16 protein-coding genes are annotated in these 14,910 nt (G+C 52.9%); 8 read left to right on the top strand and 8 right to left on the bottom strand.

The genetic code is table 11. From position 1 onward, the window contains the following. Positions 1–42: 42 nt before the first annotated feature. The 4 genes from AC6I9Z_RS05445 to AC6I9Z_RS05460 all read right to left on the bottom strand — a co-directional run bounded on the left by AC6I9Z_RS05445 (position 43) and on the right by AC6I9Z_RS05460 (position 3,471). Positions 43–225 carry a hypothetical protein gene (locus tag AC6I9Z_RS05445; RefSeq protein ID WP_461454092.1) on the bottom strand — a complete coding sequence of 61 codons (183 nt, stop codon included), beginning with the start codon at positions 223–225 and terminating at the stop codon, positions 43–45. Then, positions 222–1,436 (bottom strand): FAD-binding domain-containing protein, encoded by a 1,215-nt coding sequence (locus AC6I9Z_RS05450; RefSeq protein WP_461454094.1) that lies wholly within the window; start codon positions 1,434–1,436, stop codon positions 222–224. The genes AC6I9Z_RS05445 and AC6I9Z_RS05450 overlap by 4 nt, the downstream gene beginning before the upstream one ends. 89 nt (positions 1,437–1,525) lie before the next feature. Beyond that, a complete protein-coding gene (locus AC6I9Z_RS05455; protein WP_461454096.1) occupies positions 1,526–2,101 on the bottom strand; it encodes a DNA-3-methyladenine glycosylase I in 576 nt (191 codons plus the stop codon). A gap of 50 nt (positions 2,102–2,151) precedes the next feature. Beyond that, positions 2,152–3,471, bottom strand: coding sequence for a methyltransferase family protein (locus tag AC6I9Z_RS05460; RefSeq protein WP_461454098.1), 1,320 nt, complete (start codon positions 3,469–3,471; stop codon positions 2,152–2,154). A 157-nt stretch (positions 3,472–3,628) separates the two neighbouring features. On the opposite strand from AC6I9Z_RS05460, the gene AC6I9Z_RS05465 reads away from it, so the two are divergent. Continuing rightward, positions 3,629–4,795, top strand: a complete 1,167-nt coding sequence (locus AC6I9Z_RS05465) for a PQQ-dependent sugar dehydrogenase (protein ID WP_461454100.1) — start codon at positions 3,629–3,631, stop codon at positions 4,793–4,795. A 7-nt stretch (positions 4,796–4,802) separates the two neighbouring features. Here AC6I9Z_RS05465 and AC6I9Z_RS05470 read toward each other — a convergent pair whose 3' ends face one another. Beyond that, positions 4,803–5,663 carry a DUF1499 domain-containing protein gene (locus tag AC6I9Z_RS05470; RefSeq protein ID WP_461454102.1) on the bottom strand — a complete coding sequence of 287 codons (861 nt, stop codon included), beginning with the start codon at positions 5,661–5,663 and terminating at the stop codon, positions 4,803–4,805. A 163-nt stretch (positions 5,664–5,826) separates the two neighbouring features. On the opposite strand from AC6I9Z_RS05470, the gene AC6I9Z_RS05475 reads away from it, so the two are divergent. The 6 genes from AC6I9Z_RS05475 (at position 5,827) to AC6I9Z_RS05500 (ending at position 10,151) form a co-directional block, all read left to right on the top strand. Further along, complete coding sequence (locus AC6I9Z_RS05475; RefSeq protein ID WP_461454104.1) at positions 5,827–6,339, top strand: GNAT family N-acetyltransferase; 513 nt, start codon at positions 5,827–5,829, stop codon at positions 6,337–6,339. An 83-nt stretch (positions 6,340–6,422) separates the two neighbouring features. Beyond that, the gene (locus AC6I9Z_RS05480) at positions 6,423–7,016 is read left to right on the top strand and encodes a DUF1285 domain-containing protein (RefSeq protein WP_461454106.1); all 594 of its coding nucleotides are present in this window, start codon (positions 6,423–6,425) and stop codon (positions 7,014–7,016) included. Further along, positions 7,013–7,624 carry a CoA pyrophosphatase gene (locus tag AC6I9Z_RS05485; RefSeq protein WP_461454108.1) on the top strand — a complete coding sequence of 204 codons (612 nt, stop codon included), beginning with the start codon at positions 7,013–7,015 and terminating at the stop codon, positions 7,622–7,624. Before AC6I9Z_RS05480 ends, AC6I9Z_RS05485 begins: the two co-directional genes overlap by 4 nt. Beyond that, positions 7,621–8,820 carry a CCA tRNA nucleotidyltransferase gene (locus AC6I9Z_RS05490; RefSeq protein ID WP_461454110.1) on the top strand — a complete coding sequence of 400 codons (1,200 nt, stop codon included), beginning with the start codon at positions 7,621–7,623 and terminating at the stop codon, positions 8,818–8,820. Before AC6I9Z_RS05485 ends, AC6I9Z_RS05490 begins: the two co-directional genes overlap by 4 nt. 30 nt (positions 8,821–8,850) lie before the next feature. Then, the gene (locus AC6I9Z_RS05495) at positions 8,851–9,684 is read left to right on the top strand and encodes an SDR family NAD(P)-dependent oxidoreductase (RefSeq protein ID WP_461454112.1); all 834 of its coding nucleotides are present in this window, start codon (positions 8,851–8,853) and stop codon (positions 9,682–9,684) included. Positions 9,685–9,725: 41 nt separating this feature from the next. After that, positions 9,726–10,151 (top strand): nuclear transport factor 2 family protein, encoded by a 426-nt coding sequence (locus AC6I9Z_RS05500; protein WP_109355111.1) that lies wholly within the window; start codon positions 9,726–9,728, stop codon positions 10,149–10,151. Positions 10,152–10,306: 155 nt separating this feature from the next. Here the strand turns inward: AC6I9Z_RS05500 and betA are convergent, their stop codons facing one another. Next, positions 10,307–12,004: a choline dehydrogenase gene (betA, locus tag AC6I9Z_RS05505; protein ID WP_461454114.1), complete on the bottom strand. Its 1,698-nt coding sequence runs from the start codon at positions 12,002–12,004 to the stop codon at positions 10,307–10,309. Continuing rightward, positions 11,991–13,157 carry a hypothetical protein gene (locus tag AC6I9Z_RS05510; protein ID WP_461454116.1) on the bottom strand — a complete coding sequence of 389 codons (1,167 nt, stop codon included), beginning with the start codon at positions 13,155–13,157 and terminating at the stop codon, positions 11,991–11,993. Before AC6I9Z_RS05510 ends, betA begins: the two co-directional genes overlap by 14 nt. 201 nt (positions 13,158–13,358) lie before the next feature. Between AC6I9Z_RS05510 and AC6I9Z_RS05515 the strand changes: the two genes are divergently transcribed. Then, positions 13,359–14,045, top strand: a complete 687-nt coding sequence (locus tag AC6I9Z_RS05515) for a Crp/Fnr family transcriptional regulator (RefSeq protein WP_461454118.1) — start codon at positions 13,359–13,361, stop codon at positions 14,043–14,045. Positions 14,046–14,101: 56 nt separating this feature from the next. Here AC6I9Z_RS05515 and AC6I9Z_RS05520 read toward each other — a convergent pair whose 3' ends face one another. Beyond that, entirely contained in the window at positions 14,102–14,392 is a 291-nt protein-coding gene (locus tag AC6I9Z_RS05520) for a response regulator transcription factor (protein ID WP_109355115.1), read from the bottom strand. Positions 14,393–14,910 lie beyond the last annotated feature (518 nt).

Genomic DNA, 14,910 nt, shown 5'->3' on the forward strand with positions numbered 1-14,910 from the left:
TTTCCCTATTTTACATAGATTTACAGATTTTCAGCTGAGCGACTAACGCTTCTTCGCTATCTTGAGTTTATCGGCTTTTGCGCGTTTTTTGATTGATTCTTCACTGCGGGTGAGTGCCTTCGAGATTGCTTTCAGGGTCATCCCCTTTTTGGCAAAAGCATGGAGCTTTTGAATTTCTTCGCTGGTCCACGGTTGCTTGTGACGTTCAAAACGCTCTTTCATCATAGCTCCATCCCCATGGCTCGCAGCACATCGGGTGCCTTTTTCTTGACTGGGAAAAATCCTCTTGTAGCGAGCGGCCATATCCCGGCATCATATTCGCGCATTATCCACCGGACATTATTACCATTGACTTCCTTACCGATCGCATCTTTGAGGGCACCGACCGGCAACCATGGCGCCAGGAGGCGCTCCAGCTTTGCTTCTGCCAAAATGTCACGCAGTTTTTCGCCCTGGTTCCAAAATACTGTATCACAGCCAAAATGATCCGCAGCGCGAGCCAATGCATCGGCAACGGCACCGTTTGAAAAGGCGCGTACCTTGTCCGAAACCCCTTTCGGGCTCTTTCCATCCGGGCCGCTCACACCAATTATCAGGGCCGGCTTCTGAGGCAGTACAAGGCTCTCGGGGTGACAATCCTCTTCATGGACCAATAGCGCAAAGGCGGCGGCAGCTGGGGGCACGGGCGGTATTTTAAGCGGCCGTAACTTATAACTCTTGTCTTCCTCAAGCGGGACCGCTTCTGCCGCAAGACCTATGGGTGTGAAGCGACCATCAGTGAACTGCGCAATATTATCCTTGGTCGCGAGATATGTCTTGCCTTTGGTATGCAATCCGCCAACCCAGCGCCATGATAGTGTATTGGATGCGGCATCGCCGTCCAGCAGATGCTGCAGGAAGAAATCTGCGCCCAGTTCCCAAGGCAGTTTCATTGTGAAAATCCAGATGCTGGCAAACCACATTCGGGCATGGTTGTGCAGATAACCGGTTTCGACCAGTTCCTTGGCCCAATGATCGAACGCATCAATACCGGTCCGCCCCTCGATCGCCTGTTCGTACGTTTTGCGCAGACCGCCCAGCGCCTTCAGCTGCTTGAATTGGGCGTCCCTGTTCGTCACATAGTCAGTCCAGACTTCAGACCTCTGTTCGAGCCACCCCTTGAAATATCCGCGCCACAGCACCTCGGCGATAAATTTATCCGCATCTCGGGCACCATGAGCCTCGATTGCAGCTGCAATCAATTCCTGTTCGGTAAACAGCTTGTGCCGGACATAGGGTGACAGCCTGGAAACATTATCGCGCCATCCATCCTGTTCGGTATCTGCATCCGGACCATAATCAAAATTGCGCTTGTGTGCGTAATTATGGCCCATGTTGGCGGCAAAGTCGGTTAGCCGTGACAGTGCGGCGGCTCTGGTGGGTTGGGGATGTGTCATGGCGGCCCTATCGCAGCAACGAAGAGGATTGCCAACTACGCAGTTGGGACAGGTGGACCATGCCAAGGCTGGTCATAGCCAAAAGATGGTCAGGCCTGCCAGCAATCCGCCATATGATCATCAACCATCCCGATTGCCTGCATATAGGCGTAAATGATTGTGCTGCCGACGAAACTCATTCCACGCTTTTTAAGGTCTTTGGAGATGGCATCGCTAATCGGGGACGTCGCGAGCATTTCTGACATATCCTTGGGCCGGTTGACGATGGGGGTGCTACCCACATGAGCCCAAAGCCAATTGTCAAAGCTGCCAAATTCCTTTTGCATATCCAGAAAGACCAAAGCATTTTTGCGGGTGGAGAATATTTTCAGCTTGTTACGGATGATCCCTTCATCCTCTCGCAAAGCCTCCAGTTCGTCGTCCGTCATGGTCGCCACACGGGCGATATCAAAGCCGTGAAAGGCGCGGCGATAACCTTCCCGTTTCCGGAGCACCGTTTCCCAGCTTAGCCCCGCTTGTGCGCCCTCCAGAATCAGGTTCTCGAACAGTTTTTGGTCATCATGCTCTGGAACGCCCCATTCCTCGTCATGATAAATGCCGTAAAATTCTTTGCCTGCCTGTCCGCCAAAACAGCGGCGCTTTCCATCCGTACCCATCACTGTCATCAGGCCAGCTTATGACCGTATTCGGGCTTTTGAAAGCCCCAATGGCATTTCTATTCAGCAGGTTGAATTTCCGGTTCCGGTTTGTCCGCCGACGGCCACCAGCCGACTTTCACCTTGGCCCAGTTTATGGCGCGCGGGATCGGGGCGTTGCGGTCCATCCATTCGGCATATTCCTTATAGGCCGGATCGCCGAGCAGGTGTTTTTCTTCTGTCTTCGCCCGCCAGTAATATACGCCGCTAACCGCGGCGATGATGGCGGTGTTGCGCACCATATCGGTGAAGCTGCCCGACGTCACCAGAAACGGCATGGTCGCCAGCCACCAGTACAGGTTTTTTGCCACATAGGCGGGATGTTTCGTGAATCGATAAGGGCCATGGGTCAATATGCCCCGATGCGTAAGGTTCGAAAAGCGCAGACCAAAGGCAACAGTCGCCCAGGCATAGATTGCAGTCAATATGACCAGAACCGCTCCCCAGATTGCCAAAACGACTTGATGTCCTTGCAGCCAGTAAGCCCAATCCGCCGTGTTCACATGATAGTTTAGCGGGCCATCCATCAATATGAACGGCGGATAGCAAATCAACGCTGCCACCCAACCGGCAAGATAGGGGTTGGCCGTCCGGATATGAGCATCCAGCGGCTTCATGGTCAGCAAATAGCCGACGGTCGCAAACTGCACATCGACGACAAACATCGCGATGATGAGCCAGTGAGCGATAGCGACAGGGTCATGGATAACCTGCGATATGTCGAGGCGAACAATATCGCCAAAACCGCCCGGCACGATGGAGATCATAAAGGCCAGGAAGAAGCCTTTGACCGCCCACGCCCGTAGATGATGATATATCTGCTCACGGTCATATTCTCCCCGTGCTCCCATAAGGAACTGCCCGAAATGCCAGGCACCATCACGCGGCTCGATAAACCTGCGGTCCATCCACATGACATAAGGAATGGACAGGCCGAGTAAAAAGGGAGCTGCCGTCTCCATCATTTCCATCGAAAACTGATACTGCCCAGTCCAATACCAGCGTCCCACGCAATAGATAAAAGCTATAATGGCCCATGTCGCCCACAGACCGGCCAGCTTGGCGACGCTAATATCAAATGTCTGTTTGAGCGGTTTTGGGTTTTTCCAATCAATGCCGGTTGACGCGCGCAGATGTACTTTGTCGTAGAGCAACGACCAGATTACCATGGGCACGGCACAGGCGAGGCAGGCAACAAGCGCGGAATATGGGCCATCCATGCCATATTGTCGCGCTATCATAATCCACGAGAATAATCCGATCAGTCCGGCCACGCCCACACCGCTGGATACCGCAGATGGCGGGCGCGGATCAGGCCTATCTGATTTTCGAGCGAACATGGCTCAGTGCTTTAACCGGAAATGGTAAGTAACGAGTGAACGTCGGCTTTTGACGCCCGATTATTCTAGGAATTGCTATTGTAATCCGCTATATTTTCACAAAATCAGCCATAGGCAACTTACTGGATCCACATAGAAAATGATCATGGGAACAAAAATGAGAAATCTTACACTTGCAACCGGATTATCTATCGTTCTTATCGCCTGCAGCAACGGCGATGATGCAAAGGCTAATCAAGGTGGTTCAGAAGAGGCTCAAGCTTCAACTGACATCTCTCCGGTGGACCGCAAGCCTTTTGAAAAAACCGAGATCGCCAGTTTTGACGAGCCTTGGGCAATGACCTTCCTGCCCGATGGCCGGATGCTGATCACGGAGAAGAAGGGCAAGCTGTTGCTCGTAGACCAGAAAGGCACAAAAACCGAAATCGCCAACGTACCCGAGGTTGATTATGGCGGTCAGGGCGGTTTTGGGGATGTCATTCTCGCACCTGATTTTGAAACCAGCGGACGGGTTTATCTCAGCTGGGTTGAAGCCGGGGACGATGACACGCGCGGCGCGGTTATCGCGCACGCCCAACTTGATCTTCAGGGCACTCAACCGGATTTGAAAGAATTGAAAACAATCTGGACCCAAAACCCGAAAACCACGGGGCGAGGCCATTATTCTCACCGCATGGTGTTTTCGCCCGATCGTAAATATCTGTTCATCGGGTCCGGTGAGCGGCAGAAATTTGATCCGTCGCAGGATATGACCGGCAATCTGGGCAAGATCATCCGGCTTTATCCTGATGGCAGCGTGCCAGAGGACAATCCATTTGTTGGTCAAGAAGATGTGCTGCCCGAAATCTGGTCCCTGGGTCACCGCAACATTCTCGGCATGGCTTTTGATAGTGAGGGCAGGCTGTGGAACCAGGAAATGGGGCCGAAAGATGGTGATGAGCTGAATCTGGTCCAGCCAAAAGCCAATTATGGTTATCCGATTGTTTCGGAGGGCGATCATTATGATGGCAAGAAAATCCCAAACCATGATACGCGTCCCGAATTCGCTGCACCAAAAGTGGCCTGGGTCCCGACCATCGCGCCATCTGGAATGATATTCTATTCAGATGACCTTTTCCCTGCATGGAAAGGCAGTGCGTTTATCGGCGGTCTGGCAAGCGAAGCGATTATTCGCGTATCCTTTGATGGCGAAACGGCGCAGGAAGCGGAACGCTATGCCATGGACACACGTATCCGTGAAGTTGAACAAGGGCCAGAAGGCGCTCTATGGGTACTGGAAGATGGCGAAGACGGACGGTTGTTAAAGCTCACGCCGCCCCAATAGCATCGTTTCAAGAAGCAGTGGTCGTTGTACCCGACAAATCGCTCAGGAACTGACGCACCCGTTTGGCATTGGCGCCAAGGTCATGAATGCCAACCCGTGATACCGAACGCATGTCGATAATGCTGGCTTGGCCGTTTTCTGCTGCGCGAGCGCGGATGACCACGTCATCTTTGAAACGGAACAGGGAAATCGTGGCTGTCGCTTCCAAATGACCGGATGCAGGGTCGACATTGGCGACATCCCATCCACGATCTTCCGCCAAACGCTTAGCTTTTTCAATAACTTCAGCGACTGGTTGGTCGATGCGAACAGAGCGAATATCCGGATAAGCACCCTGATGCAGGGTCGCCCAGCGTTGCCGTGGGTTCATCCCGCGCATTGCACTGTCATCGGCACCGGGGATATTGTCCCAATTGTCGGCGCGTAGGGTTAAGGCGGAGAATTGTGGCGGGTCCGCCAGATCGGTGGTGATGTCATGGATCGCCGGAAGAGACGCCAATGTCATCGCATAGCTGGCCAAATAGCCGATAAACCCCAGTGAAACCAAAGTTCCAATGCCGAGCAAAGGCCAGCGCGTCTTACGATCTTTCCGGCGATCAAGAATAATCCCGACGATGGCAACAAGCAGAGCAATCAAAGCCAACAGACCGGTCCATGGCAAAATTCCCAGCCCGGCTTGCCAACCCCATAGTCCAATGCCCGATCCGAACGCCGAACCAAAAAACATGATTACGGCAGCTACCGCCAATATGAACACAATCCAGCCTTTCGGATCGCTACGCAATTTTGCCAGCTTCCCGGTCGCGGCTCCACTGGTATCGACGGCCGGTTGATCGGTCTGTGGTTGCTGATCCTGTTGACTATTCACGGGCATAACTCCTTTGATTACGGTCTTTTAGACGCGGTAAAGCGATAGTGCAATCAACACTGCACAACCAGTTTGGTTTAGACCAATCTCTTGCTCGACAGCGGTGTTCAATAGCGTTAGAGGCGCATTTCTCTACGTTTCTTCCGAAAATTGGACCGGTGATTTGACGACTATAATGCCTCTCGCTGAAATTGATCCCGCGCTGGTTGAGGATCTGCTCGATGCCGCTTTCGGCCAAAAACGCACGCAGCGAACGGCCTATAAAGTTCGGGAAGGCATGGACATGCTCGATGGGCTTAGCGTCGCTGCGGTTGATATGGCGGAGAACGAACTGCTCGGCTCGCTGCAATGCTGGCCTGTTGGACTAACCGACCCGCAAGGTAAAAAGCATCCGATGATTATGGTCGGGCCAGTAGCGGTTTATCCTGATTGCCAGCAACAGGGCGTGGGGCAGGCTTTGATGAAAGGCATGCTGAAAGAATTGCAGGACAATGAGAGCCTGCCGCTCGTGATGATCGGTGACCCCGCCTATTATGACCGCTTCTTCGGTTTCTCGCCAGAGCGGACCGGCGGCTGGACATTACCTGGTCCATGGGAGCCGGAACGCTTGCTGGTGCGTGCGCCCAAAGATGCCGTTTTGCCCGAGAAGGGCAAGCTAGGTCCCTGGACAAGCTGAAAATTCATAGGCGTAACGTTTCTAAACGCCTTTGATTATTAGCGATACTTTACACGTCCGCTTATTCCCAATAGGCACGGCGCATGCCCTATACACCGCCGCCCGAACTCGCATCTCTATCGCTTAGTGACATTGCAGAGATGGTCGAAGCTCAGAAATTGCCGCCGGTCGACCAATGGGAGCCGAAGGAAACCGGCGACAGCGAAATGCGTATTGCAATGGATGGCACCTGGTTTCATCAAGGGTCACCGATTAATCGCCCGGCCATGGTCCGCGCCTTTTCCACCCTCTTGCGACAGGAAAAAGATAACAGCTACGCTTTGGTCACACCCTACCAGAAACTCCATATTCAAATAGATGACGCGCCGTTCGTTGCAGTAGAAGTCGAAAGTGAAGGGGAAGGCGTCGACCGCAAACTCGCGTTCCGTTTGAATACCGATCATCTGGTAATGGCTGATGACTTGCACAAGCTCAGCTTTCCGAAAATTGCAGCAGCAGATAATGGTGCGGCTGCAGACGAGCAGGCGAGACCCTATTTGCATGTCCGCGGCGGGCTCGAGGCCGTATTGGCACGGCCGGTTTACTACGAGCTGGCTGAATGTGCGCTAGCCGACGATCTCGACCCTTTCGGCCTGTGGAGCAATGGCACCTTTTTTCCGATCGATAAACCAGAATGACCGGCATCAGTGACCTCAGAACAAAGCTTTCGCAGGCCTTGCGCAGTGGTCATGCCAATGATCTAGATCATGCATTGTCCGATGAACGCGATTTTATAAAAGACTTGAATAGCCTGCGAAGCGCTGCTGTGCTGATTGCGATTACCGATCGCCCCGATCCGGGCGTCATATTGGTTCAGCGTCCTGATCATATGCGCAACCATCCTGGGCAGGTCGCCTTCCCAGGTGGTAAGATTGATCCAGAGGACAAAGATGCAGTCCACGCAGCCCTTCGGGAAGCAGAAGAGGAAGTACAGCTTGATCCCGCCAAGGTTGATATTATCGGGCCGACCGACCGCTATCATTCGGGCAGCGGTTATAATATCCAACCCATTATCGGGTTGATCCCACCGGATCTGCCGCTCGTTCCCTGTCCGGAAGAAGTGGACGATTGGTTTGAGGCGCCGCTCGACTTTGTACTCGATCCGCGAAACCAGGATACCCATGTCGGAGAATGGCGCGGGGACCGCCGCCAATATTACCAAATTAACTGGCGAAACCGTCGCATATGGGGAATTACCGCTGGAATATTGGTCAACTTGTCAAAGCGGTTGGATTGGCTGTCATGAAGTTACCGGAAGCCTCTTGGCATCAACGTCAGTCGCTCAAAGACCTGATTGCGGTGTTGGATGGTCATCGAGGTGCCACGCGCTATGTTGGCGGTGCGGTGCGGGACACGTTGCTGTCGATCCCGGCAAAGGACATTGATCTTGCAACGACGTTAAAACCCGATGTTGTAACCGCCCGGCTGAAAGACGCGGACATCACCGTTGTTCCTACAGGTATCGAACATGGTACCGTCACCGCTGTCACCGAAGACGGCCCGGTTGAAATCACCACTTTGCGCCGCGACGTATCGACCGACGGACGTAGAGCGACAGTGGCGTTTAGTGATGACTGGAAAGAGGACGCCGCGCGCCGGGATTTTACTATAAATGCCTTGTTTGCGGATCCGGAAACACTGGAAGTTTATGACTATTTCGGCGGGCTCGTCGATCTCGAAAAGCGCCATATCCGCTTCATCGGCTCGGCTGAGCAAAGGATCGCTGAAGACCATCTTCGTATCATGCGTTATTTCCGCTTTCTGGCACGGTTCGGCCAGCATGATGTCGACAAGGAGACGTTTGACGCGTGCCGTGCAGCCGCGCGGGAATTGTCGAAACTATCGCGCGAGCGCGTTGCAGACGAGTTGATGAAATTGCTCAGTGCGGTCGACCCCGTCTATGCTGTACAGGAAATGATCGAGGCGGATGTTTTTGCCAATATTGTTGACGAAATCGATCCCGGAGCAGGGCCCTTGCTGGCCGTACTCATTCTGCGCGAGGAAGCTTATGATATCCCGCCGGACCCAGTGCGGCGTTTAGTCGCCTTGCTTCCCAAAGATGCCGACAAGACAGCGGAAATTGTCACCAGCCTTCGATTTTCAAAGAAATTGCGCCGCGCTGTGGCCGATCGGTTGAGAACCTTGAAACCGGCAGTTTCAAATATCCCGGCTATCGCTTATCATCATGGTGCGGATGCGGCGCGAGACATAGCGCTTTTATTCGCGGCAGATGATGATCTCGATACCAGCCTCGCGAAGCTTAAAAAATGGTCAAAACCGGTCTTCCCGATTACCGGTGGTGATTTGATCGCTATGGGTCTCAAACCCGGGCCGATTGTGACCGAGAGCCTGAAGGCCGTTGAGGCCGCATGGATTGAAGAACAATTTCCCGATGAAAACCGGGTGCGCACACTTGCCAGAGATATTGTCAAAGGCCGCTAGCCCCAACGCCGATTGCAAAAGGATAGAAATATGAAAATCAACAAAGACATGGTTAGTTTTATCACGGGTGGAGCGGCCGGCATTGGCCTTGCCATTGCGCATGCGTTTGCTGCCCGGGGCGTCAAGATCATGTTAGCGGATATTGATGAGGAGAAGCTCAACCAGGCGGCTGCTGAGCTCAGCGCGAACGGCGCTGATGTTGATACGGTCCTGTGCGATGTCGCGGATGAGGCGCAGGTTCGTGCCGCTGCTCAGGCGACAGTTGATCGGTTTGGCAAAGTCCATATCGTGGTCAACAACGCCGGCGTTGCCTTGGGTGGTGCTCCCGGCGAAATCGATATGAAAGACTGGCGCTGGATTGTGGACATCAACCTGATCGGTGTTGCGCATGGTGTGGAAATTTTCACACCACTGATCCAAAGTCATGGCGAGGGCGGTTATTTCATCAACACGGCATCCATGGCGGGTCATGGCGCGGCCCCCGGAATGGCACCCTATAACGCCACCAAATTTGCCGTTGTCGGCTATTCGGAAGCATTGAAGCAGGAACTGGCCCCAAGCAATATCGGCGTCAGTATCCTGTGTCCGGCTTGGGTAAAAACCAATATCCACCGCAGCGCCTTTGACAAGCCCACTGGTGGAGGTGACGAGAGTGATCCGCAATTCCAGGCCATGGCCGCAGTGATTGATGGCGGGCTGAATCCCGCCGATGTCGCGGAATGGACCGCGCAATGTGTCGAAGCTGATCGCCTGTATATATTCACACACCCTGAATTTGCTGGAGCGATTGACCAGCGTTATGCCATGGTCAAGGCCGACTATGACGCTTGCTCAGAATTTCCGGCGTTTCAAAAGAAAGCGTAGATATGAGACCGTGAACGCGGTTTCAGAAGGAAGGTCAGATCATGGACGTTATCCCGATTATCGCCGCAGCTACAGCTGCAAGTCAGCCGAACGTGGCCGATGTGGCAACGCTCGCTGCTATCGAGGCGACCTGTCACGACTATGTTGACGGCCAACTACAAGGAGATCCCGAGCGCGTGGCACGCTCACTGCACCCCGATCTCGCCAAGCGCGCTGTGATTGGGAAGCAGCCCTATGAAAGTTTTGGGTTGAGGCGGATGACCAAAGAGGAACTGGTTTCTCTGACCAAGCGCGGCGCGCTTAAAACACCCATCGAAAAATGGAACCGCACCTGCAAAATTCTCGATGTGACGGGCAATGCCGCTTCGGTTCGTCTCGAAACACCTTGGTTTGTGGACTATTTTCATATGGGTAATTTCGATGGGAAATGGCTGATAGTGAATGCTTTGTGGTATATGAAAAAATAGCTGAAGTGGCACAGTCTTGTAGTCGTTTGATCGCGGACCATGAAGGCCGTAGATCCAAACAGCAGTTGAACCCCATCTTCTAAATGCCGGCAAATGCGGGAAAGACGGGGTTCTGGTTGGTAGCTCGGTCCGAATTCCAAGCGTGAGCGTCGATACTAAGTGTTACCAGGTGGGTTCTGCCGTTGTCTGGTCTGCCAGTTTTCGTCGATCCAGCTCGGCGCCGACGATGGTGGGAGCAGCGGCTGTCTGAGGATGATATCTGAAGCCCTTTCGGCCACCATGATGGTCGGGGCATTGATATTTCCGTTGGTGACGGTCGGGAAAACGGATGCATCAACAACGCGCAGGCTGTCCAAGCCTATCACCCTGCATTCGGTATCTACAACTGCCAAGGGATCATCCGGCGATCCCATTTTGCAGGTTCCGCACGGGTGATAAGCACTCTCCACATTGTCTTTCACCCATGCATCTATTTGCTCGTCCGTATCTATGTCTGTGCCGGGCTGTAGCTCATCTCCGCGATAGGCATCCATGGCCGGTTGCGAGATGATTTCTCGGGTGAGGCGGATGCACTGGCGCCAGACCGACACGTCATCGGGATGCTGCATATAATTATAGAGGATGCTCGGCGCTTCTGATGGGTCAGCGGACTTTATCCGCACGCGGCCTCTGCTCTTCGGCTTGTTGGGGCCGACATGAACCTGGAATCCATGTCCTTTCAAGGACGGCGTGCCATCATATCGCATGGCGGCTGGCAGGAAATGATATTGGATGTCCGGTGATTTTCGCCCGGCGTAGGATCGGATGAACGCACAGGATTCAAAATGATTGGTTGCGCCGAGACCGGATTTGAACAGAACCCACTGGATGCCGATCATCAACTTGCTGAACCAACCCAGCTTATTGTTGAGGCTGACCGGCTCTTTGCAATGAAACTGGAAATAGACCTCCAAATGGTCCTGCAGATTTTCGCCTACGCCGGGCAGGTCGTGCACCTGCTTCACTCCGGCATCTTGAAGCACCGATTTGGCGCCGATACCAGAACGCTGGAGCAATGCTGGTGAAGCGATAGAGCCTGCGGCGAGTATGACCTCTTTCGCGGCAAAGACGGTCGTTGCGACGCCGCTGCGTTCCAGCGCCACACCGGCGGCGCGCTTGCCTTCCATGATCAGGCGATCGACGAGCGCGCCTGTCCAGACCGTCAGATTGGTGCGTTTTTTCACTGGGTCCAGATAAGCGCGCGCGGTAGATTCGCGGATACCGCCCCGTACCGTCATATGCATCGCGCCAAAACCCTCTTGCCGATAGCCATTATAGTCTTCGGTCTTCGGGTATCCGGCTTGGACACCGGCATCGATAAAAGTCTGATATAGCGGATTGCCGGACATGTTGTTGCCGCCGCCAACGCCAAGTGGTCCACTGCCGCCGCGATAATCGTCAGCGCCGCCTTGCCAGGTTTCCGAACGCTGGAAATAGGGCAGGCAATCGGTATAGCTCCACCCCCTGGCACCCGATTGTTCCCATTCGTCAAAATCGCAGCTGTGTCCACGGACATATACCATGCCGTTGATAGACGATGTCCCGCCCAACCCCTTGCCGCGCGGACAGCTTATCTGCCGGCCATCCAGTGCCGGTTCCGGGTCGCTATGATAGCCCCAGTTATAGGTTTGGGATGCCATAGGATAGGACAGGGCGGTTGGCATCTGGACCAGGATATTCTTGTCGCTTCCGCCAGCCTCTAGCAGCAGCACCCTGTTTCTGCCGTCGGCGGTCAAACGGTTAGCCAGAACGCATCCTGCCGAACCGGCGCCGATGATGATATAGTCCCAGTCAGCTTGTTCATTGTTGGACATGAATCGGTTGCCCCGTTTGCGATAATTTTTGCAGCGCTTCTCTGCGCCGGTAGATCAGAAAGTAGATACAGCCGTAAAGGGCAATCACCACCATGCCGATCCATTCGATTTTCAGCGGCGTAAACTGGTAGAGCATGATCAGCCCGAAAAGCAGCCCCCAATGACCCGCAATATAGAGCGGCATGCCCAGTCGTTTAACGGTCAGGTTGAGGTTTTCCGAATAAAGCCGGGTCAGGGAATCCAGCGAATTCAGTACGAAGATAATACCGACAACGACCATCGCAACTTGAAGATATTCTGCCAGGACAATCTCTTCGGTATGATAGTGAAACAGGACCGAAAACCAGATGGCAATGGGAATGGACGGCAAGATCAAAAGTGCCAATAATAGCTGCAGTGGCCTGATTCCACCGAGGAACCGCGCAACAAATTGCCCAATCATGATACTCCAGGCAAACCACCAGAAAAGATAGAACGCATGATAGTCGGTGACCGGACTTAAAAATTTGTCGATATTGCTGAAATAGCCACCAAGATTTTGGCCGCTCGCAAGAAGATCGCCAGCGCCCATTCCATTCGCCACCATGAGGCCGAGGATCAACAGCGCGAATAGCGCGAAAGACCCATAGCTCAGCCATTTGACATAGCGGATATCGGTGCTGGACAATACTGCGCCGAGCACCACTGCCGCAACCAAAGAGTAGCGCGCAACCGGCGAAATATCAGCGATATAATCAGGCAGGTAACTCAGGAAAAGAAACCCCGTAAAGGCGCAGGTTGCGACGATGACAATATTGTTGGCCAGCGCCACCCACCATAGCTCGAACAGTTTGAGACGTGGCTCGATTACGCAGAAATAGAAGGTTGTGAGAAAGTAAAATCCCCAGACCAGAAACGCCCAGAATCCAAACTCGATCGCCAGCGGATTGGTAAAACCGTAGGGTGTTTCGGTTGCATAAACTGGAAACTCGGTAAGCGGAAACATGATCAATCCGACGTCCAAACCTGACGTGAACAGGATCGCGGTAAAGGCCAGCAGATTGCTCGGTTCCGTGCCGTAAAGTTTGATATTCCGGTAACGCAGCGCCAGAAAAACCGATGTTGCAAGCGTAATCAGGATAGCAGTGGTCAAGATGATATGGGCGATGGGCAACAATGCTTCCTGACAAGGGCGTAAGCCCGAAGGCTTAAAGCGCGATTCCCACAAAGTCGAACATAGAATATATATTGGCGGTCTTTTTGCAGGATCAGAAAAACTGCCGCAAGCCATCACTAGCTTTTTTGCAACTTGCCCGCCAAACCATTGTAGCGCATCGTTATTTTCAGATGGGGTCAGTTGGGTGACGAATGATCTATGGATTTTGACTTTAACACAGCGCTGCTAATTCACTTTGGCGCGCTTTTTTACATCATTGCTTTTCTCATCCGGGACGAACTGAAGCTTCGTCTTATGGTGCTAGCGGGCTCGGCATTTTATCTGCTCTATTATTATTTATTCCCGGAAATTCCGTTGTGGGATGCCATCGTCACAACTTGCATATTGGTTGCCGCAAATTTGATCATTCTTTTTCGCATATTGATGGAACGCACCGTTTTTGCGCTTAAATCGGAAGAGAAAGAGTTGTTCGAGGCCTTTGACGGATTCAGCCCCGGCCAATTTCGTCAGTTGCTCAAAATCGCGCATTGGGAGACAGCTGGGACACCTGCCATACTGGCCGCTGCAAACGAGCCCTTGTCGGAGCTATATTTTATATTTGACGGGACCGTGGTGATCAAAAAGGGTGACAATGAATTTCAACTCGCCCCGGGTAATTTTATCGGAGAAATAGCCTTTGTGCTAGGCCGTCTACCAACGGCTGACGTTACTGCAGAACCGGGGGCACGTCTGATAAAATGGGATGCATCTCAAATCATGCGTTTGATGGAAAAATCACCCGCTTTTCAAAACGCTATCATGGCGCTACTCAGCCGTGATTTGGCTGAAAAACTCGCCAAGAGTGTTAAAGTGGAAGGTCAGATGGACGACATACCCACAATTTAACAAAGTACATGTTGGAGCATCGTCTCAAAAAAATCAGCGCAACAGCCGCCGCTATCTTACATCTGTTCCAGCGGCCCATTGCGGGAGGCCAGTCTGTAAATTCCCCGGACTCCGGCTTCGTTGACCCTCAATAGCCCTGCCTTGACAGCACATGCGACCATATGGGTCCGGTTTCTTGCGCGCAGTTTCAGCCTGACATTTTCCACATGTCGTTCAACTGTCCGGGGTGATATGTTGATTTCCAGTGCGACTTCCTTGGCGGACAGCCCCAGCGTGATATATTCCAGTATTTCCGTTTCCCGGCGAGTAAGTACCGGGTCATTGATCAATGCGAGTGGTTCCAGCATTATAAACTACCTTGTTCAACAAGCTCGCGCATTTGTACGCGGCTGGTTGGGGATAAAATGGGGGCTGCACTTATGCGCAGCCCCAGGTGGCAGGAGAAAACAGCCAGGCCATTTGTTCCTGCATTGAGGTCGTCAGGGTCGTGCAAAATCAAATTCAATTTTGCGGCTGTATGGCCGCGGTCAATATCGCAGTTCTTTTCTCAAGATCGCGCAATGTTTCTGTCTTGGTCGTCGCTCGAATAGATATCGCTGGGAGAACATTATTAATTCCTTCTATCTGTTTGTGAGTTGAATATTCATTCAACAAGCGTGCCTCCAATGTTACCTTTGCGTGTTAGGCAGCATGTTCATAAGCATGTCATTTCCGTTGTTTTTTGTTGCGGCGGCCTTAAATTGCGGCGTTGATCTTATTGGTCCTAGGTTTTCTAGCATTCGCCCGATGTGTCGATGATCACCACTGGCCATGAGCTTGCCGCTAGAATGACGAATTCCAACTCGGGGGCGAGTAATCGGAGTAG

Source organism: Parasphingorhabdus sp., assembly GCF_059726685.1.